The organism is Streptomyces sp. NPDC015345 (genome assembly GCF_043078805.1).
Lineage (GTDB): Bacteria > Actinomycetota > Actinomycetes > Streptomycetales > Streptomycetaceae > Streptomyces.
In genome coordinates this window covers 483699-505531 of sequence record NZ_JBIBTX010000002.1, presented here as the reverse complement: position 1 = coordinate 505531, position 21833 = coordinate 483699, and the positions used below count along the sequence as shown (strand labels likewise).

At 74.3% G+C, this 21833-nt stretch carries 14 protein-coding genes; 8 read left to right on the top strand and 6 right to left on the bottom strand.

Annotated features, from left to right (window positions below):
- The first annotated feature begins 67 nt into the window (after positions 1-67).
- Together treY and ACF062_RS08510 are read left to right on the top strand one after the other, a co-directional pair.
- Positions 68-2542, top strand: a complete 2475-nt coding sequence (gene treY, locus ACF062_RS08515) for a malto-oligosyltrehalose synthase (protein WP_392137012.1) — start codon at positions 68-70, stop codon at positions 2540-2542.
- A 157-nt stretch (positions 2543-2699) separates the two neighbouring features.
- Entirely contained in the window at positions 2700-3950 is a 1251-nt protein-coding gene (locus ACF062_RS08510) for a M14 family zinc carboxypeptidase (protein ID WP_392137011.1), read from the top strand.
- A 12-nt stretch (positions 3951-3962) separates the two neighbouring features.
- Here the strand turns inward: ACF062_RS08510 and ACF062_RS08505 are convergent, their stop codons facing one another.
- Positions 3963-4514, bottom strand: coding sequence for an FHA domain-containing protein (locus ACF062_RS08505; RefSeq protein WP_392137010.1), 552 nt, complete (start codon positions 4512-4514; stop codon positions 3963-3965).
- A 152-nt stretch (positions 4515-4666) separates the two neighbouring features.
- Here ACF062_RS08505 and treZ point away from each other — a divergent pair, with 152 nt between their 5' ends.
- Both treZ and ACF062_RS08495 read left to right on the top strand, forming a co-directional pair.
- Positions 4667-6412: a malto-oligosyltrehalose trehalohydrolase gene (treZ, locus tag ACF062_RS08500; protein WP_392137009.1), complete on the top strand. Its 1746-nt coding sequence runs from the start codon at positions 4667-4669 to the stop codon at positions 6410-6412.
- A gap of 85 nt (positions 6413-6497) precedes the next feature.
- Positions 6498-7511, top strand: a complete 1014-nt coding sequence (locus ACF062_RS08495; protein ID WP_392137008.1) for an aldo/keto reductase — start codon at positions 6498-6500, stop codon at positions 7509-7511.
- A gap of 11 nt (positions 7512-7522) precedes the next feature.
- On the opposite strand, the gene ACF062_RS08490 is transcribed toward ACF062_RS08495, so the two are convergent.
- From ACF062_RS08490 to ACF062_RS08480, 3 genes are all read right to left on the bottom strand, one after another.
- Positions 7523-8647 (bottom strand): aminopeptidase P family protein, encoded by a 1125-nt coding sequence (locus tag ACF062_RS08490; protein ID WP_392137007.1) that lies wholly within the window; start codon positions 8645-8647, stop codon positions 7523-7525.
- A gap of 98 nt (positions 8648-8745) precedes the next feature.
- Positions 8746-9438, bottom strand: coding sequence for a PDZ domain-containing protein (locus tag ACF062_RS08485; protein WP_392137006.1), 693 nt, complete (start codon positions 9436-9438; stop codon positions 8746-8748).
- Positions 9439-9487: 49 nt separating this feature from the next.
- Complete coding sequence (locus ACF062_RS08480; RefSeq protein WP_392137005.1) at positions 9488-10357, bottom strand: LysR family transcriptional regulator; 870 nt, start codon at positions 10355-10357, stop codon at positions 9488-9490.
- Positions 10358-10474: 117 nt separating this feature from the next.
- Here ACF062_RS08480 and ACF062_RS08475 point away from each other — a divergent pair, with 117 nt between their 5' ends.
- Complete coding sequence (locus tag ACF062_RS08475; RefSeq protein ID WP_392137004.1) at positions 10475-11221, top strand: hypothetical protein; 747 nt, start codon at positions 10475-10477, stop codon at positions 11219-11221.
- Here the strand turns inward: ACF062_RS08475 and phsA are convergent.
- A complete protein-coding gene (gene phsA, locus ACF062_RS08470; protein ID WP_392137003.1) occupies positions 11195-13156 on the bottom strand; it encodes an O-aminophenol oxidase PhsA in 1962 nt (653 codons plus the stop codon). The two genes, ACF062_RS08475 and phsA, sit on opposite strands and share 27 nt — an antisense overlap.
- Before the next feature lie 149 nt (positions 13157-13305).
- Positions 13306-15471 (bottom strand): germacradienol/geosmin synthase Cyc2, encoded by a 2166-nt coding sequence (gene cyc2, locus ACF062_RS08465; protein WP_392137002.1) that lies wholly within the window; start codon positions 15469-15471, stop codon positions 13306-13308.
- A 212-nt stretch (positions 15472-15683) separates the two neighbouring features.
- On the opposite strand from cyc2, the gene ACF062_RS08460 reads away from it, so the two are divergent.
- From ACF062_RS08460 to ACF062_RS08450, 3 genes are all read left to right on the top strand, one after another.
- Positions 15684-16163 (top strand): hypothetical protein, encoded by a 480-nt coding sequence (locus ACF062_RS08460; RefSeq protein ID WP_223777499.1) that lies wholly within the window; start codon positions 15684-15686, stop codon positions 16161-16163.
- A gap of 52 nt (positions 16164-16215) precedes the next feature.
- On the top strand, positions 16216-18531 hold the full coding sequence (locus tag ACF062_RS08455) for a hypothetical protein (RefSeq protein WP_392137001.1): 2316 nt from the start codon (positions 16216-16218) through the stop codon (positions 18529-18531).
- Positions 18532-18536: 5 nt separating this feature from the next.
- On the top strand, positions 18537-21833 hold a 3297-nt coding region (locus tag ACF062_RS08450), incomplete at its 3' end, for a CHAT domain-containing protein (protein ID WP_392137683.1).

Below are 21833 nucleotides of genomic sequence, written 5' to 3'. Positions count from 1 at the left end.
GACGCCGTCGCGTGGACATGCAGGAGCGGATGACACGAAAGCCCGTGGGGCGGGTACGTACTTTCGCATGACACCAGAGCACTCCAGGCCCGCGGTGCCGCCTTCGCCGACCGCCACGTACCGGCTCCAGCTCCAGCCGGACTTCCCCTTCGCCGCCGCGGAGGCGGCCGTCCCGTACCTCGCCTCGCTCGGCGTCTCACACCTGCATCTGTCGCCGGTGCTCGAGGCGGTGCCGGGGTCGACGCACGGGTACGACGTGGTGGACCACGCGCGCGTGCGGGACGAGCTGGGCGGTGAGGACGGGCTGCGGTCCTTGGCGCGTGTCGCCCGGGAGGCGGGGCTCGGCCTGGTCGTGGACATCGTGCCGAACCACATGGCGGCGGTGCCCCGGTACAACCGTGCGCTGTGGGAGGTGTTGCGCGAGGGGCCCGCCTCCCCGTACGCGCGCTGGTTCGACATCGACTGGGAGGCGGGCGGGGGGCGCGTCCTGCTGCCGTTCCTCGGGGGCAGGCTCGGGGACGAGCTGACGGCGCTGCGGGTCGACGGCGATGTGCTGCGCTATCACGAGCACGCGTTCCCGATCCGTGAGGGCACCGGTCAGCTGCCGCTGCCCGAGCTGCTGGACGCGCAGTGGTACCGCCTGTCCTGGTGGCGGCTGGCCCGTACGGAGTTGAACTACCGGCGGTTCTTCACCATTTCGGATCTGATCGGGGTGCGGGTCGAGGACCCGGAGGTCTTCGACGCGACGCACGGGAAGATCCTTCAGCTGTTGCGCGAGGGGGTCGTCGAGGGGCTGCGGATCGATCACCCGGACGGGCTCGCGGATCCGGGGGCGTATCTGCGGAAGCTGCACGAGGCGACGGGTGGGCGCTGGACGGTCGTGGAGAAGATCCTCGCCGACGGGGAGCAGCTGCCCGCCGCCTGGCCGGTGGCCGGAACCACCGGTTATGACGCGCTGCGTCACGTCGACGGCGTCTTCGTCGATCCGGCGGGCGCCGGTGAGTTGCTCGGCCAGTACCGCCGCTTCGCCGCACCGCCGGCGGACCGGGGCGGTGACTGGGACGCGACGGTGCGCCGCGCCGCGTACAAGGTGCTCACGCGGGAACTGGCGGCGGAGGTCGACCGGCTGACGCGCGAGGCGACGGCGATCTGCGCGGCGGACCCCGCGCTGCGCGACCACGCGCCGTGGGCGGTGCGCACGGCGTTGCGGGAGCTGCTGGTGCGGCTTGAGGTGTACCGGCCGTACGTGTCCGGGGGCGCCGCTCCCGAGACGGTGCTGACGGTGCGGGCCGCGGAGGAGGCGCGGGCCGCTTTCCGTGTGCCCGAGGAGGCCGGGACGGTCGGTGTGGTCCGGGATCTGGCGCTGGGCCGGGTCGGCGTGGCGGAGGGCGACCGGGAGAGCGCCGTCGCGGGGTTCCGGGCGCGGTTCGCGCAGGTGGCGTCGGCGTTGCGGGCCAAGGCCGTCGAGGACACCGCGTTCTACCGGCACGCTCCGGTCCTGTCGGCCGCGGAGGTGGGGGGCGCGCCCGAGCGTCCGGCGGTCTCGGTGGAGGAGTTCCACGCGTACTGTGCGCGCGTGCAGCGTGACTGGCCTTATACGGGCACGGTCCTGACGACGCATGACACCAAGCGCAGTGCCGATGTGCGGGCGGGCATCTCCGTCCTGACGCAGTGTCCGGGGCGCTGGGCTGATCTCTTGGTGGAGCTGACCGAGCAGACGGCGCGCGCGGGCGGGGCGTGCGCGCCGGACCAGCAGGTGGCGTGGGCGGCGTGGCAGACGGCGGTCGGTTTCGGTTTCCCCTATGACACGCGGTTGCGGGACGCGCTGGTGAAGCATGTGCGGGAGGCGGGTCTGCACACCAGCTGGACCGAGCCGAACGAGGCGTACGAGGGGGCGGTGGGCGCCTTCGTGGAGGCGGGCCCGTGCGGGCCGGCGCTGTACGAGGTGGCGTCGTTCGCGCGGGAGGTGGCGCCCCATGTGCGGGCCAACGCCCTGGGGGCCGCGCTCGTGCATCTGACCATGCCGGGGGTGCCCGACCTCTATCAGGGGACGGAGGGCGAGTACCGCGCGCTGGTCGATCCGGACAACCGGCGTCCCGCGCGCTTCCAGCCGCATGTCCTGGAGCGGCTCGACGCGCGGCGGGAGCCCTGCGATCTGTCGGAGGAGAAGCTGGCGCTCACGGCGGTGGCGCTGCGGTTGCGGAGGCGGCGCCCGGAGCTGTTCGGGGACGCGGGGGCGTACGAGCCGCTGGTGGCCGGGGGGCCGGGTGCCGCGCACTGTGTGGCGTTCGCGCGGGGCGGGGAGGTCGTGGTGGCGGTGACGCGGTTGTCGTTGCGTCTCGCGGAGGAGGGGGGCTGGCGGGAGACGGAGCTGCCGCTTCCGGCGGGGCGGTGGGCCGATCTGCTCGTGCCCGGACGGGAGTTCGAGGGGCGGGTGCGGGTGGCGGAGCTGCTCGCCGAGTGGCCGGTGGCGGTGCTGGAGCGGGCCCGGGAAGGGGGCGGCGGGGGGCGCGCGGCGGCGGCTTCCGAGGGGGTGGCCTGAGAGGCGCGGGAGGCCGTGGGGTGGTGGCGCGCCGGGGGTGGACGAGGGGGCGTGTGGTGTGCGGCGGGGCGTGTGGTGGGCCCTGTCGCACGCGTCCTTGACACATGTCCGAGGGCGTGGCGTACTGCGGATTGCGTCAGTGGCGTACCAGACGGGGGTGAGTCGACTGGCGGTGCAGCGTTATCCCAGCGTCCCCGAACTCCTCTCCTGCGCAAGGCAGTTGGCGGCTCTCCGGCCCGATCTGGGCGCCCTGCGTCAGGTCGGCGTCTCGCGCGCCGGACGGCCCCTGCATCTGCTGTCCGTGGGGCGGGCCCCGCGCGCGGTCCTGGTCGTCGCCGGGGCGCACGCCAATGAGCCGACCGGTGGCTCGACCCTCCTGCATCTCGCGGAGCGCACTCTGCGGGATCCGCGGTTGCGGGCCGACACCTCCTGGCACTTCCTGCTCTGCGCGGATCCGGACGGGGCGAGTCTGCATCGCACGCCCGCTCCGCGCACACTGCTCGACTACCACCGGAACTTCTTCCGGCCCGCGGGTCCGGAGCAGCCCGAGTGGTCGCCGTCGGTGCTGCCGCCGCACCGGCTGCCTCCCGAGACACGCGCGTTGACGGGGGTCATCGACGAGCTTCGGCCGTATTTGCAGGTCTCTCTGCACGGGACGGACCTGGGCGGCAGCTGGGTGCAGTTGACCGAGGACATTCCGGGGCTCGCCGAGCCGTTCGCCAAGTCGGCGGCGGAGTTGCACATCCCGGTGGAGACGGGCGCGTCGGACGCGGCGGGGTGGCCGGCCTCAGGCCCCGGCGTCCACGTGCTGCCCGGCCCGGAGGTGGACGCGGCCTATCCGAGCCTGCCGGAGGACGCCCGGCTCACCACCTGGCACCACGCCCACCGGTACGGCGGGCGTACGGCGATCGTCGAGGTGCCGATGTGGGCGAGTGATCTCGTCGACGATCCGGCGGCGCATCCGGCACCGGGTCCGGCCATGCGGGCGCTCGCGCGGCGGCTGCGCAGGGACGGGCGGCTCGTCGAGGAGATCCTGGGGGAGGCGCTGCCGCGGCTGGCCGGTGCCGACGGGCCGTTGCTGCGGGCGGCCCGCTGGGCGCTGGCGCTGGCGCCGGGCCTCGCCGACGACTGGGGGCGGCTGCCGCCCGCGGACACGACCATGGCGTACATCGGGAGCGTGGACGCCTTCGGGCGGCGGGTGCCGTTGCGGGCGGCGGCGATGCTGCTGCGGGTCCTGGTCGAGGCGGACGACCGGGCGGCGCCGCGCCTCGACCGGCTCGTGACGCGGTGGAGCGAGGCGTTCGCGGAGCGGTTCAGGGCCCGGTGGGTGCCGTTGGAGCATCAGGTGGAGCACCAGTCGCGGACCACGGTCGCCGCCGCGTGTCACGCGCGCGTGGGGCTCAGCTGACGGCGAGGCGGCTCAGCTCACGGCGAGTCGGAAGGCCATCCGGCCGAAGCTCACGAGGTCGCCGTCCTGGACGAGGGCGGCGCCGGTCACCCTGCGGCCGTTCACGGTCGTGCCGTTGGTGGAGCCGAGGTCGCGCAGCACCCACATGCCGCCCTGCCTGCGCAGTTCGGCGTGCACGCGGGAGACCGTGTCGTGGCTGAGTCGCAGGCCGTTGGCGGGGTCGCGGCCTATCCGCAGCGGGTGGGGGCTGTCGGGCGAGGGCAGCAGCAGCTTCGGCAGCCGTTCGGCCTGCCAGGCCCTGCGCAGCTTCATCGTGAACCCGGAGACCGCTCCCACACCGCCGAGCACCATGCGTGACCAGCGTCCCTCGGTCCGCAGGTCGGCGGTGAGGGCGGCCAGCTCCTCGGGCTTGCGGGCGGCGAGCACCAGCTCCATGCGGCGCACGAAGGTGTCGTGGGAGAGCCTGCCGACGGCCGCACCCTCCTTGAGTGCGTCCAGCGCCCGGTCGCGCTCGGCGTCCGTCACCCGCGCGGGGTACGTGGAGAACTCGAAAGAGGATGTCACTCATGGATTGTCGGGCAACGTCGGCCCGGGTGTCCAGAATGGGCGGGGCGAGGTCCGATTGATCACTTCCGCCCACGGACCGAGCACTTCTGACGCACCATGGGGACGCAGGTGTGGCGAGACAGGCGAATAGCGGACGAGGGGGCACGTCGGTGAGGTTCGAGGTGTGGGCGCCGGAGGCCGAGCAGGTCACGCTGGAGTGCGCGGGCACCGCGCGGGCGCTGGAGCGCGACGGTGAGCGCGCGGGCTGGTGGACCGGGGACGCCCCGGCGCAGGACGGCACACGGTACGGGTTCTCGCTGGACGGCGGCCCTCTCCTGCCCGATCCGCGTGCGCGCCGCCAGCCGGACGGCCCCGACGGGCTCAGCGCGGTCGTCGACCACGAGCGGTACGTGTGGCGGGAGCCGTGGGCCGGGCGCAGTGTGCGGGAGGCGGTGCTGTACGAACTGCATGTGGGGACGTACACCCGCGAGGGCACGCTCGACGCGGCGGCGGCCCGCCTCGGGCACCTCGCGGAGCTGGGCGTCACGCATGTGGAGCTGATGCCGCTGTGCCCCTTCCCGGGGCGGCACGGCTGGGGGTACGAAGGGGTGTCGCTGTGGGCGGTGCACGAGCCGTACGGCGGCCCCGAGGCGCTGAAGAGATTTGTCGACGCGGCGCACGGCCACGGTCTCGGCGTGGTCCTCGACGTCGTCCACAACCACCTGGGCCCCTCGGGCAACTACCTCCCCGCGTTCGGCCCGTACTTCACGGAGAGGCATCAGACGCCGTGGGGCGCGGCCGTGAACCTGGACGCGCCGGGTTCGGACGAGGTACGCGCGTACCTGATCGGCAGCGCGCTGGCCTGGCTGCGGGACTACCGCCTGGACGGGCTGCGGCTCGACGCGGTGCACGCGCTGAAGGACACGCGGGCGCTGCACTTCCTGGAGGAACTGTCCGCCGCCGTCGACAGGCTGGCCGATGAGCTGGGCAGGCCGCTGTTCCTGATCGGCGAGTCCGACCTGGGCGACCCCCGGATCGTCACCCCGCGCGCGAAGGGCGGCATCGGTCTGCACGCGCAGTGGAACGACGACTTCCACCACGCGCTGCACACCGCGCTCACCGGCGAGTCGCAGGGCTATTACGCGGACTTCGCGCGGGCTCCGCTGGCCGCGCTCGGCAAGACGATGACGCGCGGCTTCTTCCACGACGGGACGTACTCGTCGTTCCGCGGCCGCCGCCACGGCCGCCCGGTGGACCGCGCGCGAACGCCCGCCCACCGCTTCCTCGGCTATGCCCAGACCCACGACCAGATCGGCAACCGCGCGCAGGGCGACCGGCTCTCCGCGGCCCTCACCCCCGGGCTGCTCGCCTGCGCGGCCACGCTCACGCTCATGGGCCCCTTCACGCCGATGCTGTTCATGGGCGAGGAGTGGGGGGCCACGACGCCCTGGCAGTTCTTCACGGACCATACCGATCCCGAGCTCGCCGAGGCCGTGCGGCGGGGCAGGCGGCGGGAGTTCGCGGAGCACGGCTGGGCGGAGGAGGACATTCCGGACCCGCAGGACCCGGCCACCCGCGAGCGGTCCTGCCTGGACTGGTCGCAGCCGGCGTCGGGCCACCACGCGCGCCTGCTGGCCTGGCACCGCGAGCTGATCTCCCTGCGTCGCGCCCGCGCCGACCTGATGGATCCCGACCTGGCGGCGGTGCGGGTCGCGTACGACGAACAGGCGCGCTGGTTCGCGTTCCGGCGCGGGGACCTGAAGATCGCCGTGAACCTCGGCGAGGAGCCCGCCGCCGTCCCGCTCGGCCACAACCACGCGCGTATCCTCGCCGCCTGGGAATCCGTCGCGCCGCCGGAGGCGGACGGCGTGCTGCGGCTGCCGCCGGAGTCGTGCGCCGTCGTGGGCGTCGCGTAGGGCGCGGCGGACCCGTCGAGAAGGCCACCTCAGGCATCCGTCAAGGGTCGCCTCAAGGGATCCGCCAAGGGGAGGGACACGGACCATGAAGCAACGATTTCTCGGCCGGACCGGGCTGCGCGTCAGCGAGCTGTGCTTCGGGGCGATGATGTTCGGCAGCGGCGCCGACGAGGCGACGTCGCACCGCATGCTGGACGCGTTCACGGAGGCGGGCGGCACGTTCATCGACACCGCCGACATGTACGGACGCGGGGTGTCGGAGGAGATCCTCGGCCGCTGGCTGAAGGGCCGCCGCAGGGACGAACTCGTCATCGCCACCAAGGTGTTCAGCACGATGGGTGAGGCGCCGAACGCGGGCGGGCTGAGCCGCAAGCACATCCTGTCGGCGGTGGACGCGAGCCTGCGCCGCCTGGGCACCGAGTACATCGACCTCTACCAGACCCACGTGTGGGACGCGACGACGCCGGTCGAGGAGACGCTGTCCACCCTGGACACCCTCGTGAAGGCGGGCAAGGTGCGCTATCTGGGGGCGAGCAACCACTCCCCCGCCCAGCTCCAGAAGGCCCTGGACGTGGCGCGGGCGCGCGACTGGGAGCCGTACTGCTGTCTGCAACCGCTGTACAACCTCCTGGCGCGCGAGAGCGAGTGGGAGCTGCTGCCGCTCAGCGCGGCGGAGGGCGTCGGCGTCATCCCGTACAGCCCCTTGCAGGGCGGCTGGCTGACGGGGAAGTTCCGGCGCGGCATGGCGGCGCCGCCCGAGGGGGCGCGGGGTTCGGGCGCCTGGCGGGAGCGGGACACCGAGGAGACGTGGCGGGTCGTCGACGCGCTCCTCGCGGTCGCCGAGGAGGCGGGCCGGCCGCCGTCGCAGGTGGCGCTGCGGTGGCTGCTCCAGCGGCCGGGGGTGACCGCGCCGATCGTGGGGGCGCGGTCCGTGGAGCAGCTGGCCGACAATCTCGGCTGCGTGGAGTGGGAGTTGACGCCCCATCAGCTGGAACGGCTGACGTCGGCGAGTGCGCGGCCGCTGCCGTATCCGTACGACGTCCTCGCGTACTACCCGGGCCGTGAGCCGCGCAGCGGGCCCCGCACGGACTTCGCGTAGCGGGGCCCGCCTCAGTCGACGATCGCCATCTCGCGGGCGGTGGCGTTGAGGCGCCGTCCGCCGTCGTCGGTGACGGTCACGATGTCCTCGATGCGCACGCCGAAGCGGCCGGGCAGGTAGATGCCGGGCTCCACGGAGAAGCACATGCCCGGCACGAGCGGCTGCTCCTCGCCCTCGATCATGTAGGGCGGTTCGTGGGTGGTGACGCCGATGCCGTGGCCGGTGCGGTGGATGAAGTACGCGCCGTAGCCCGCGTCGGTGATCACGGCGCGGGCGGCGCGGTCCACGTCCTGGCAGGCCGCGCCGGGCCGCACCGCGGCGCAGCCCGCGGCCTGGGCCTCGCGCACGATGTCGTGCACCCGGCGTTCCTCGTCGGTGGGCTCGCCGACATGGACCGTACGGGAGGTGTCGGAGCCGTAGCCGTGCAGCAGGCCGCCGAAGTCGAGGACGACCATGTCGCCGTGCTCGATGACGCGCTCGCCCGCCTCGTGGTGGGGGTTGGCGCCGTTGGGTCCGGAGCCGACGACGGTGAAGTCGACCTGGGAGTGTCCGAAGCGGCGCAGCAGCGCGGCCAGATCGGCGGCGACGTCCGTCTCCTTGCGGCCCGCGAACGCCACCTTCTGGATCTCCTCGTACGCCGCGTCGGCCGCCGCGCCCGCCGCCGCGAGGCGTTCCAGCTCCGCTGCGTCCTTGACGGCGCGGAGCATGGGCAGCGCCTCGGTGAGGGATACGTAGGAGGTGCCGGGCAGCGCCTTCTGGAGGCCGAGGAGGTGCATCGCCCAGGCGTTGTCGCTCACCGCGAAGCGGCCGGACGCGTCCAGGAGCGGGGCGGTGACGGCGTACGGGTCCTTGCCGTCGGTCCAGTCGCGCAGCGTCAGCGCGGGGGCGCCCGCGGCGCGCTCCGCGTCCGGGGCCTCAAGGGTGGGCACGACGAGCACGGGGTCCTGCCCGGCGGCGAGCACGAGGACGGTCAGCCGCTCGGTGGCCGCCGTCGGCCGGTAGCCGGTGAGCCAGACGAGATCGGGCCCCGGGGCGACGAGGACCCCCGCGAGCCCCGCACCGGCGGCCGTGGCGGCGGCACGCTCCATACGGGCCCGGTAGTCGTCGGCGGTGAAGGGCGCGGGCGCGGTGCTCATGAGGACCTCCCTGTTGGCTACGCGAGCATTTTCCCTGCGGGGGGTGAGGGCGGCGAGTGGGGGGCCGGGGAGGGGTTGGGGGGCGCAGGGTGGTCGGCTCAGGTCACGATGCCCGGCCTGGCGGAGAGGGACTGGCGGCTGCCGTCCTTGTGGCGGACCGTCAGGGTGAGCTGCCTGCCGGGGCGGGCCGCGGCGACCGCCGACGCCAGGGCGGCCGCCGATGTGACGCGGGTCCCGCCGAACGTCAGCAGGGTGTCGCCGCGCACCAGGCCCGCCGTGTGGCCGGGGCCGGGCGTGTGCACGCCGACGATCAGGGCGCCCGCGCCCGGGCCGCCGGGCGCGTCGACGGCCTCGACGCCGAGGGTGGCGGCCCCGGTGGGCTTCGCGGGGGCGGACTTCGGCCGCGCGGGCTGCGGAGCCGCGGGCTCCACGACGCCGGGCTTCGGAGCGCCGGGCTTCGGAGCCTCGGGCTGCCGTACCGGGTTGCCGTCACCCGCGGGCGGCTGCGGCGCGGGCGCCCCCTGCCGCATCTCCGCGAGCGCGCTCATCCCTATGACCGTGGCGCCCACGGTGCCGATGCCGACCCCGGAGAGCAGCAGGAGCACCGCCAGCAGGACGCCTGACAGCACGGCCGCCAGCCGCCTGCCGCGGCGTCTCGCGGTGTACGGTCGGCCGTTCTTGCCGGGGTGGTCCTCAGGGTCCCGGCACGGGCTCTGGCCGGGGCTGTCACCGCGGTTACGGCCGGTGTTCCGGCCTGGCATCGGCTTGGGACGCAACGTGGTCTGTTCCATGGCTCGCCTCCGGCCACAGCCCTACCCGGCGTGGCCCGGCGACGATGCCTCACGAACGGGTGACGTCCAGCTGTGCGGCGAGCGCGGCGGCGGGCCCGCGCAGGGCGCCCGCGTGGAGCAGCTCCACGCGGTGGACGACGCGGGGCGCGGTCAGCGGCACGGCGACCGTGCCCGGCGCGTCGCCGGCGACCGAACGCGGCAGCAGCGTCAGGCCGTGGCCCGCCGCGGTCAGCGTGGCGAGGGCCCGCAGGTCCGTGCCGTCGTAACGCAGCGCGGGCCGGAACCCCGGCGTGCCGTTGGCGGCGCGGAGCTGGGCCAGCGGCACGCCGGTCCCGGGGGCGTCGAGCCAGCGCGCGTCGACGAGATCGCCGAGGCGGAGCCCGGAGCGGCGGGCCAGCGGGTGGCCTTCGGGGAGCAGGACGACGACGGGTTCCTGGCTGACGCCCCGCGCGGTGAGGGGCGCCACGTCGGGCAGGCGCAGGGGGTCGTTCGGCGCGGCGAGGCCGTCGACGAGGCCGAGGTCGGCGGCGCCGGTCGCGACGGCGGCGGGGATCTCGTCGCGGGGCAGCACGGTCAAGGTGACGCCCGCCGGGGGCAGCGCCTCGGCGGTGCCCCGCGTCAGCGCGGTCGGCGCGGCGGCCAGGGCCAGGCCCTGCTCGGGGGCGGCGGCCATGCGTACGACCTCGGCGCGGGCCGCGTCGAGGCGCAGCAGCAGGGGGCCCGCGTGTTCCAGGAGGCGGGTGCCCGCCGGGGTGGGGGTCACGGGGCGGCGGGTCAACAGGGCGGCGCCGAGGTCCTGTTCCAGCGCGGCGATGTGCTGGGAGACGGCGGACTGGGTGTAGCCGAGCTCGCGCGCGGCCTCGGAGAAGGAAGCGAGGCGGGCCACCGTCACGTACGTACGCAGGAGGTGCGGATCCATGGCGGCAAGGATCTCACCGCACCGGAAACCCCATCAGAAGCAGCATCAGGAACGCTTATGAGGGGTGCAGATTTCATCGTTGGACGTGAACCATGGGGCCCGCACAGGATGATCGCCATGACGACGTACACACAGACGCCCGCCCGAGCAGCCCGAGTCGCGCTGATCGGCGACCGTTCGCCGAGCGTGACCTCCCACAGCCGCGTCCCGCTCCTCCTGGACGCCCTCGCCGCCCATGACCGGCTGGTCCTCGACGCGTACTGGATCGGGACCGAGGACGCCGAGGAGCCGGACGCCGTACGCGGCTTCGACGCGGTGTGGGTGCTGCCCGGCAGTCCGTACCGCAGCGAGGCGGGGGCGCTGGCCGCCATCCGCACGGCGCGCGAGGAGAACATCCCCTTCCTCGGCACCTGCGGCGGCTTCCAGCACACCCTGCTCGAATTCGCGCGCCACGTGTGCGGCCTGACCGGTGTGGCGCACGCCGAGAACGACCCCGACGCGGAGGACCTGCTCATCGCGCCGCTCGCCTGCTCCCTGGTGGGCCACGAGGGCACGGTGACGCTGACCCCCGGCTCGCTCGCCGAGTCGGCGCTCGGCACCGACCGGTCCATCGAGCGCTACCACTGCTCCTACGGCCCCGGCCGCTACCTCGACACGCTGCGCGCGCACGGTCTGCGCTTCACGGGTGAGGACGAGACGGGCCAGGTGCGGGTCGCCGAACTGCCCGGCCATCCCTTCTTCCTGGCCACCCTCTTCCAGCCCGAGCTGTTCGGCGACGGCTCGCGCCCGCACCCGGTGGTGCGGGCGCTGGCGCGGGCCGCCGTGCGGCACGCGGAACTAGCGGGAGTGCCCGCCGGGGCCTGACGCGTCAGGGCGGTCACGACCGCCGTGGCCCGCTCCGTGGCCGCCGTGGCCCGCTCCGTGGTCGAATTTCAGGGCCTCCTTCGGCATCACCACGAAGGGCCGCATCATGCCCATGTCCTCGTGCTCCAGCAGGTGGCAGTGGTACATGAAGCGGCCGTACGCTCCGTCGAACTTGCCCATCACCCGCAGCATCTGGCCTCCCGGCACCCGGAAGACGTCCTTCCAGCCGTGCTCGTTCGGGGCCAGTGGGATGTCGGTCTGCGGGTCGAAGGCGATCGGGGCGCGGGTGCCGCCGAGGGTGACGTCGAAGCCCGAGACGTCGTACGCGTCCCGGCCGAGTATCTGGAAGTCCGCCAGGTGGATGTGCATCGGGTGGAGCACGGGCGGGTTCACCGCGAGGTTGAGGAAGCTCCACTGCTCGTGGCTGCCCTCGGCGATGGTGAAGCCCAGGCCGTCGTTGAAGGTGCGGGCGATCCGGCGGTAGGTCTTGGTCCTGCCGTCCTCGCCGCGCACCTGGATGATCCCCTCGGTCGGGACGCGGAAGTCGCCCGGCTCCTCGACCTCGGCCATCTCCCAGATCTCCGGATGGCCGCCGCCTCCCTTGGTGGCGGGCGGGGTCAGCACGATCAGCCGGTGGCCGTGCTCGATGTCGTGTGTCAGCGGGCGGAACGAACCGGAGAGGACCTCCGGCAGTTCGAAGGTGTCGGGTTCGGCGCACTCCCCCACGCGGAACTCCATGACCTGCGGATACCGCACGTCGTTGGCCACGTCCGGCACGCCGGGCGCCTGGCCGCGTCCCTTGTTGACGAGGCGCAGCCGCCGGCCCGCGAGTCCTCGGAAGTCGATGAGGAGGTCCATGCGCTCCGCGGGCGCGATGGTGAGGGTGGGCAGCGCTCCCTCGAAGTCGACCGGCACGGGGCGCGGCAGGAGGCCGCCGTCGCTGCCGATCTGGTGCAGGACGCCCTGGACGGGGTGGTCGTCCTCGTCGATCAGGACCAGGTCGTAGGTGCGCGCGTTCGACGCGTTGACCAGGCGGAGGCGATGCCAGGCCGGGGCCACGTCCGCATACGGCCAGATGCGGCCGTTGACCGTGGTGTAGGGGCCGGTGAAGGGCAGGGAGACCGGCTTGCCCGTCTCCGCGTTCTTCGGGTCGACGATGACCGTCTTGTGCAGGAGGCGGCCGTTGAGCCGGCCGTCGTCGTCCGTGTCGAGGTTGCGGTCGGCGAGCAGCAGGGGTATCTCCCGGTCCCCGGCGGGGAGTTGCAGCGCGTCCTCTTCGTCATCCCTGACGAGGTAGGTGCCGTACAGGCCCGCGAAGACGTTCCACCGCGTGATGTTCATGGCGTGGTCGTGGTACCACCACTGGACCGCCTGGTGGTCGTTCGGGTACTCGGAGAGCTGGGCGTCGCCGAAACCCACGGCGTTGTCCGCCCAGCCGTCGTTGCCACCGCCGGTCTGCGCGCCGTGCAGGTGGGTCACCGACCAGGGGGGCAGTGCCGCCACGTCCCTGTTCGGCGGGATGCCCGCGCGGCCGGGCTCCGTGCTGGGCGGCGGGTCCTTGCGCGGGTCGCCGCGCGGGACCTCGACGGCCGTGACGGGATACTCGCCGCCGTCCGGTATGCGGTTGGTCCAGGCGATGCGGACGCGCTGTCCGCGCCGCACCTCGATGGTGGGGCCCGGCACCGAGCCGTCGTACCCCCACATCAGAGTCGGCGGCAGCTGCGGGTGCAGGCGCACCCAGGTCGGCCGCAGCGCGATCTCCGTCTCCTCGCGCACGTCGGCGGAGTCGGGACGCAGGACGGGCGGGACGGTCAACGGCGCCACGAACGGCTCCAGTTCGGTGGCCGCGGTGGCGGCCCCCGCGGAGACCGCCGCCGCTTCGTCCGTCCCGCCGTCCGTCAGCTGGTCCGTGACACGCTCGATGATGTCGGTCAAGATCGAACACCCCCGTGTTCTTCCCCCATGTCGCGGCCTGTCGAAGGCCGCCTTCACTCAAGAGGACTCCCGACACATCCCGAGGGTTCCACGAATCCTGCATTCCGGATAAATCACCCGAACGATACCGTCCGCCCCGCCGGAACGCGTCAGCGCAACCCGGCGATCGAGGGAACGCTCGGCGCCCGGTCCGGCACGAAGCCGTGCGCCCGCCTCGCCAGGTCCCCGGCGCCGTACCGCCGACATCCGTGGTGCCAGTTCAGGATGCCCGCCATCCAGTTCCGCAGCTCCTCGACGTAACCCTCCATGACGGCGCGCCCCTCGGCCGTCAGCCCGAAGTCCTCGTACAGGACGGGGAATTCGTGCTCGGCCACGTGCTGGAACTGCCGCATGCGCTGGGTCATCAGGTCGTGGATGATGCCGAGCCCGGTCGGGTAGTCGCAGCCGAAGAAGTTCTGCACGACCAGGATGCCGTTGTGGACCTCGCCCTCGTACTCGATCTCCTTCTGATACGAGAAGACGTCGTTCAGGAGCATCGCGTAGTCCATCGCGGCGTTCTCCAGGGAACGGAAGGGGCCGCTGCGGTAGATCTCCGGGGGCACGGCGGGGCCGTGGCCCAAGCGGCACAGGCTCATGGTGAGTTCGGAGCCGAAGGTGGCGCGGCGCATCTCCAGGTAGTCGACCGGGTCGGGGATGCGGTTCTGGAACTGGTTGGCGAGTTCCCACAGCCAGCTCTCGGTCATGACCACCACGGTGTCCCGTACGGTCCGCCGCTGCTCCGCGGTCATGCCGGCGGTCGTACGCGCCCACAGGTCGGCGAGGCCGCGCTCCATGGCGTTCACGGGCACGGTGGCCGGCGCGCCCTCGATCGGCATGCAGCCGGCGAGGCGTTCCGTGCAGATCTTCGCGGCGGCGAAGTCACGGCGGTGGCCGAAGACCAGGGGGTAGTAGTCGTCGCCGTAGGTGCCCCAGGCCAGCCACTGCGAGCTGAGGTCGAGGGCGTCGGGGGTGCTGTCGGGGCCGATGCCGGCGGCGCACAGCGGAAGGTCGTACGCGTCGAGTTTGTCCTCGTCCCAGACGCCCTCCTCAAGGATGCCCATCGCGTGGCACCAGCGGGTGACCTCGTGGCGCGCGGCGTCCAAGTGCGGGCTGAGCCGCAGCGGGAACGGCATGAGGAAGTCGGGCAGGATCGAGGGGCCCACCTTCTGGAAGGGCACGTACGTGAAGGCGCGCAGCCGCTCCGCCCCGGCGGCCGCGAGCAGCGCGCCCACGTCGGCGGCGGAGGTGCCGAGGCCGGTGGGCCCGGCGAGCGGTGAGGTGGCGAGCGCGCCCTCGTTCATGTACCGGCTGGAGCGCAGGTGCCATTCGTGGCCGCCCGACTGCCAGTCCTGGAGCCCCCGGGTGTACGCGGCGACGGCGGCGGCCTCGGACGGGCCGAGCCCCTTCTCCAGGGCGAGGGCGGGCACTTCGGTGACCGCCGTGTGTTCGAACTGGTGCAGGCGCGAGGTCAGGATGTCGTTGACGGTGTCGGCGGCCTGCTGGGTCGTGCAGCCGAAGAAGGTCTCCAGGACGAGCACGCCGTTGCTCAGCTCGCCCTCGTCCTGGACCTCGCGCTGGTACGAGAAGAGGTCGTTGCGCAGATGGACGCCGTCGGAGAACGTCTCCATGAGCACGCGCAGCGGCCGCGTCCCGGCGACGGCGGCCGGCACTTCGGCGGTCGCGTACTCGACGAGCCCGGCCGACCACGGGGCGCCGCCGACCTTGCGGCGCATCTCGATGTACTCGACGGGGTTGGCGATCCGCCCTTCGTTGATGTTGGACAGCTCCCACAGGGATTCGTTGAGGAGGTGCTCGGTGGACTGCGCGAAGCGGCGGCGCCAGTCGACGGACATCGCGGGCACCGTACGCGCCCACAGGTCGGCGAGGCCTGCCTCGACCGGGTTGCGCGGCTCGGGGACGGGCGTCGCGAGGTCCATGGGCATGAAGAGGGGCAGCCGGTCGAGGTGGGCCTTGCCGGCCGCGCGGTCCTGGGTGCGCTTGTACATGTCCAGGAAGTGGTCGTCGAAGAAGAAGACCCACACATACCAGTCGGTGATCAGCGACAGCGCCGGGCCGTCGCAGTCGGGGTGGGTGTACGCGCACAACAGGCCGTAGTCGTGCGCGTCGAGGTCGCTCTGCTCCCAGATGCCGGAGCCCTCCAGCATGCCCATGTCGCGGGCCCACCGCGAGGAGTGTTCGCGGGCCTCCTCCAGGTGGGGGTTGAGCCGCGCCGGATACGGCATGTAGAAGTGCGGCAGTTCGAACGGCTGCGTCATGGCCCCGCCCTACCCCCGCCCCTCCCCCGCCATCCGGACGGCGGCAGATGATCGCACCATCGCGTGAACCGGGGGCGCACCAGGAGCGCGAGGGGGGCGCACGAGGGTAAGGGCGGCGGCCCTGCCGTGCCTCACGGAATCACCGGTTTCCCGGCGTGCGCACGGCTCACGCCTCTAGGCTGCGGTCCACATCCCCGGAAGGAAGCACCTCCATGACCGATGCGCTCGATGCGCCGCCGCGAGCGGAGCTGCTCCTGGACCACGAGGTCCCCGAGGACCTCGGCCGGGAGCTGGTCGCCGCGCTCGACGGGCTCGGCGCCCCGCCGGTCCGCGTCCGCCGCGCCCTCGCCCATCGCGGGGCGGCCGACATTCCCTGGATCGTCCTGGCGTCCCTGCCTCTTCAGGCGTTCCTGAGCGGGCTCGGCGCGGAGGCGGTCAAGGACGCGTACACCGCGTTCAAAGGTGTCGTACGGAGAACAGCGCGCCCGGGGTCTCCCACCGGCGGCGGTGCCCGGCCCCTGGTGCTTCAGGACCCGGTGGGCGGGGTGAGCGTCGTGCTGGAGCCCGACCTCCCCGCCGAGGCGTACGAACTGCTCGTCGGCCTCGACCTGACGGAGTTCACGGTGGGGCCGCTGCACTACGACCGCGCGCGGGGCCGCTGGCGCTCGGTCCTTGACGAGGCCGCCGGCTGACGCGCCGGCAGGAGGACGCGGCGGGATGTCCGCCGTGGATCGGGGGCTGACTGTGACTGCGCAGACCGCGGACGCCGCGGAGACGGAGCTGGGCCGCGCCGAGCGGGCCTGTCTCGCCGGGGAGTCGGCGCTGACGCGGGGCGACGGTGGGACGGCGGAGGGGTGTTTTCGGGAGGCGCTGGGGTTCGTGTCGGGCGGGGCCTCAGGGGCGGGGGGCGGCTTCCGGGAGGACGGTGCCGGTGATGCGGGCGGTGACTCCTCTGGCGCCGGGGGTGAAGGTCCCGGCGGCGGTGAGGGCTCAGGGCGGGGCGACGAACCCGAGGCCGGCCCTGGCCCCGGTTCCGACCCCGGTTCCAGCCCCGCCTTCGGTTCCATCCCCGCCACCGGCTCCGGTTCCGAAGAAGCCGCGCGGCGGATCGCGGCGCGTGCCCGTACCGGTGTGGGGCGTGTGCGGCTCGCCGCCGGGGACTTCGACGAAGCGGTGGCGGAGTTCGAGCGGGCGCGGCGGCTGCGGCCCACCGCCGCCGGGCCGCTGCACTGGCTGGGCTGCGCGGCCGCGCACCGCGGGGACCTCGCCGCCGCGCGGAGCCATCTCACCGCGGCCCTCGCCTGCGCCGTTCCGCACCGCCGCAGCCTGGTCCAACGCGCCTACGTCCACGCCCGCGCGGGCGATCAGGAGGCCGCCCTCGGTGACCTGCGCGCCGCGTCACGCATCGCCCCGCTGGACGACGAGGCCCGCTGGGTCCTCGCGGCGCTGTCGGGCCGCCCCGCGCGCGAGGTGGCGCTGCGGCTGCGCAAGGCCGCGGTCACGGAGCTGACGGGCGCCTGCCGTGAGCAGCGCGGTGGCGGCGCGGGCGGCGGCTCCGAGGCTCGGGAGGACGCCGGGTGGGTGCGGGCCGGGGCATTGATCGACGCGGCTCGGCGGCTCGACAGCGAGCCGGGCCCCCGCGCCCCGCTGACCGCCGTCGCCCTCATCCGCGGCGGTCGGCGCGAGGCCGCCGTAGAGCTCCTCGGGGAGGCCGTCCGGCAGGATCCCGCCGACCACCGGGTCACCCACACCCTGGCACTCGCCCTGCTCAACTCGCCGCACGGGGAGTCGGCTTCGGCGTGGGAGCGGTGCGTCGCCGCGTGGGCCGCCCTGCTGTACGACGCGGGGTTCTGGGAGCGGGTCCGGGCGAGCGCCGCTCGGCGGTACGGCGTGGCCGTGGAGGCCGCGCTCGTCCCGGTCCTGCGGGCGGGCCTGCGCGAGGCGCTGGAGCGGCGCATGCCCGATGACGGTGCCGGTACGCGCGTCGCTCCGGGGCCGCTGCTCCAGCGTGAGGCCGACGCCGCGAAGCTGCTCGCGGCCGTCGGCGGCTTCCCCTCGGCCGGGGGCGGCGGGGCGCCCCTGTACTGCGGGCCGCTGCGCATCGCGGAGCTGGGCAGGTCGGCGGAGTTCGGGGCGTTCGCCGCAGCCCACGAGGCCCGCACGCTCCAGGCCACCGCCGCAGAGGACTCTGCCGCCACCGGCACCTCATCGACGTACGCCTCCCTCACGTACGCCTTCTCCGAACTCGGCTTCGCCCAGCTGCTGCTGGGCCTGGACAAGCCCGCCGACGCCCTCGCCGCGCTCTGCGAGCTGCGCTGCTCCGAGTGCCGGGCCCGTGGCGGCCCGGGGGCGGCGGCCGTCTGCGAACCGGAGTGTGCGCGCTTCGACGAGCTGAACCCCGGGTACGCAGGGCTCCCGGACAAGCACCGCAGGCTGTCGCTCGACGCGCGCGGCCTGGCCCTGGAGGCACGGCTCAGCATGGGCCGCGCCGAACTGACGCGCGCACGGCCGGACTTCACGGCGGCGGCCGCGTACTGGCGGCGCGCCCTGGTCCACAGCAGGGAGCTGGAGCGGTACCGCGAGACGCAGACCGCCATCGTCGACATGGCGCTCGGCGCGGCCCGCGCGGCACACCGCGAGGGGCGGCTCAGCCTCGCGGTGTCCACTCTGGAGGCGACGCGTTCGGTGATCGGCGCCAATGAACGCGGGCGTCTTGAGGGCCAGTTGGCCCGCGTACTCGCGGACCGCGGCATCTCGGTGGCCAACGACGAGGAGGCGCTGCTCGACGAGCCCGCAGCAGATCTGCGCCGCTCGGTCGCGCTCAACCCGCACCTGCTGCGGGCGCAGGTCAGCCTCGGTGTCGTACTGCGCGGGCTCGCCGCCGCGCGCTGGAGCTCGGGCAGCCTGTCCGGCGCGCGGGACACCCTGCGCGAGGCCATCGACCAGCTCTCCGCCGCCCTCGTGCACTTCCCCGACGATCCCGACCTGGAGGAACAGCGGGAGGCCGCCGTCGCCGATCTCGACCACGTCATGTGGCAGCCCGACGAGAGCGAGCAGTGACGGCCATGCTCGCCTACGAGGAACTGCGCGTCCGGGTCCGCCGCGTCGGCGCCGCCCGCTATCTCGTGACGGCCAACGGCCCGGCGAGCGCCGCCGAGATCATCGCGGTCGGCGGGGAACCGGCGGCGTTCCGTGAGCAGTGGGACCGGCTGATCGCGGCGGAGCTCGCGCTGGCGCCGATGGGTGAGCAGCACACCGTGCGGCAGCTGCGGGAGCTCGGCCGCGGGGTGTTCCGGCTGCTGTTCGACGGCGAGGGGAAGGCCCCAGATCCCGTGGCGGGCGGAGCGAGCGGGAGCGGTGCCGGGGCGGGTGAGGGGATCGGGCCCCGCGTCGGTGCCTGCGTCGACGCCGCGCTCGACCGCGCCCAGCGGATGCGGCCGCCGCGCGGGCTGCGCCTCCGCTTCGACCTGCCGCCCGAGCTGCGCGATCTGCCACTGGAGGCGCTGTGCGCGCCGCCCGGCGGCCCGCAGCAGTCACTCGCCCTCAACCATGGCTACTCGCTGGCGCGTTCACTGCCGGGCGGGCCGCTGGGCCAGCGGCTGCCCGAGCCCGCGGACGAGCCGAGCCTGATCCGGCTCCTGGTGGCGTGCGCCTCGCCCGCCGGCCTGACGCGGCTGCGGGCCGCGACAGAGGTGGCCGCCCTCCGCCACGACCTGCCCGAAGTGGCCGTGCAGACCACGGTGGTGGAGCGGACCACGCGCACCGGCCTGGAGTCGGCGCTCGCCGAGCACCCCGAACTCCCCACGGCCGTCGTACTGATCGCGCACGGGACGTACGACCACGAGCTCGGCAAGGGCGTGGTGGCCCTGGAGACCGAGAGCGGCGGCGTCGACCGGGTGCCCGCGGATCTGCTCAGCGGGATCCTCCTGAAGGCGCAGCGGTTGCGGCTCGTCGCCCTCAACCTCTGCTTCGGGGCGGACAGTTCGCACCTTGAACCCTTCTCCGGGCTCGCGCAGGCGCTGATCGGCGGCGGTGTGCCCGCGGTGGTGGCGATGCGGGGGCTGGTCAGTGACGCGTCGGCGGGGGCCTTCAGCCCCGAACTCCTGAAGGGCATCGCGGCGAACAGGACCGTCGACGAGTCCATGGCCGCCGCGCGGCTGCACATCTCCCACCGGCCGGACCACACGGCGGTGGAGTGGGCGACGCCCACGCTGTTCCTGCACGAGGAGTGCCGGCAGGGCTGGCTGTTCAAGGCGCGCGAGGTGCGGGACGACGAGTTCGGCCCCGGGGCGGTGGCGGACCCGCTGCGCGAGGGCGCGGACGCGCTGCGGACGTTCCAGAGCCCCGTCGGCCACGTCGGTTCGGCCGTGCTGATCGGCGCGGCGCGCTTCCAGCGGGACCTCGGGCACTGGTCGCAGGTGCTGCGGATTCTGCGGACGCCGACCCGGAGTTACGCCGATGAGCAGCGGCGGATGCGCGCCGAGGCGGCCTTCGAGCTGGCCTGGCCCGAGGTGGAGAAGCTGTGCGAGCTGCTCGCCGGGGAGCGGGACGCGGCGGGCGCGGCGGCCCAACTTGCCGTGCTGGCGGACAAGTTGCCGGGCTCTGTCCCGGACTGTCTCACGGCGGAGGTGGCCGAGCTGGAGCGGCTGACCGCGCTCGTCGGGCAGGCGCGGGCCGCGGAGGCGTCGGCGGACTGGGCCACCGCGATCGGCCGCTACGAGGAAGTCCTCGCCGCGCGGCCCGCCGGGTTGCGGGACGTGCCGGAGCGGCTGGCGGCCGCCCGGGACGAGCTTCACGTGGCCCGGACCTGCGAGGCGGCGGAGCGTGCGCGGGGGGCGGGTGACTGGGCCGCGGCCGCCCGCGCCTACGGAACCGTCCTCGCGCTGCGTCCGGGGCACGTGACGGCCACGGCGTGGGCTTCGTACGCGCAGGGGCGCGCCGCCGAGTCGGCCGAGGACTGGCGGGCGGCCGAGTCCGCGTACGAGGCGTGCGGGGGCCTGGAGGACGCGGCGGGGCGGGCGGCCCATGCGCGGGGCCGGGCGGCGGCGCGGGACGGGGACTGGGCCGCCGCGCGGGAGGCGTTCGCGCGGGCCGGGTCCGAGCGGGGCGCGTGGTGCGCGTACGCGGCGGGGCGGGCGGCGGAGGCGGGCGGTGCGTGGGACGCGGCGGTGGAGTCCTACATGGCGGCGGACGGCTTCCTCGACAGCGGGGTGCGGCTCCTCTATGCGCGCGGGCGCGGCGCGGCGGACGCCGGTCACCTCGTCGAGGCGCTCACCGCTCTGTCGGCGGCGGCCGCGCGTGGCCGGGACACGGAGCCGTGGCTCGGGGAGCTGCGGCGCCGCGTGTACGAGGCGGCGCTGTGCGCGACGGAGTCCGCCGACTGGCCTGCGGCGCTCGCCCACCTGTCGCCCTTGCCGCCCGGGCACCGCGCCGCGGGGGCGCTTCTGCGGTACGTGCGGGGGCGGTTGGCGGTGGGCGCGGGTGACTGGGCGACGGCGGCGGAGGCGTTCGGGGAGGCCGCCGAGGGGTTCGGGGCGGCCGGTCCGGAACCGGTCGACGCGCCCCGGGACCGCCTGCCCCGCGACGCGCTCGCCCTCCGCACATACGCCCGGGGCCGCCTCTGCCAGGAGCAGGGTCGCTGGGTCGAGGCGCTCACGCACTTCGAGGGGTTGCCCTCGGACTTGACGGACGTACCGGACCGGGTGCTGTACTCCCGCGGGCGGGCCGCCGACGAGCGGGGCGAGTGGACGGGCGTCATCGACGGCTTCGGCCGGCTGCCCGACACCTACGCGGACGGCGAGGTGGGCGTCCGCCGCCTCTACGCACGCGCGCGCGTCGCCGCCGACCTGCGCGCCGACTGGCCGGCGGTCCTCAGCCTGCTCACCGGCGTCCCGGACACGGCCCGGGAGGGAGCCGTGGCCGCCCTGCGCCGCAAGGCAGAGGGCCGCCGGGCGGAGGAGGCGGGGGACTGGGCGACGGCCTGCGAGATCCATGCCCGCGCCTTCCCGGCCGACAGGCCGGGCCTGCCGGCCGCGGGGCGGGAACCGGCGTCGGGTGGCGTCCCGGGCGCGGGTAGGGGCCCAGCCCCCGAGAACGGCCCGCACGCCATGCCCGAGAAGGACCACCTCAGCGGGGCCCCGCATGCCGCCCCGGGCACCCGCCCCTGCGGGACTTCGGACGCCGCCCCCGGCACCGACCCAGGCGGGAGTCCCGCTTCCACTCGCGACACTCGCCCCGGCAGAACTCCGGACGCCACGCCCGGCACGCACCGAAGCAGGCGCCCGGACGCGACGCCCGACACCGGCCCCGAGGGCACTCCCGACGCCACCCGGGACACCGGCCCCGGCAGCACTCCGGACACC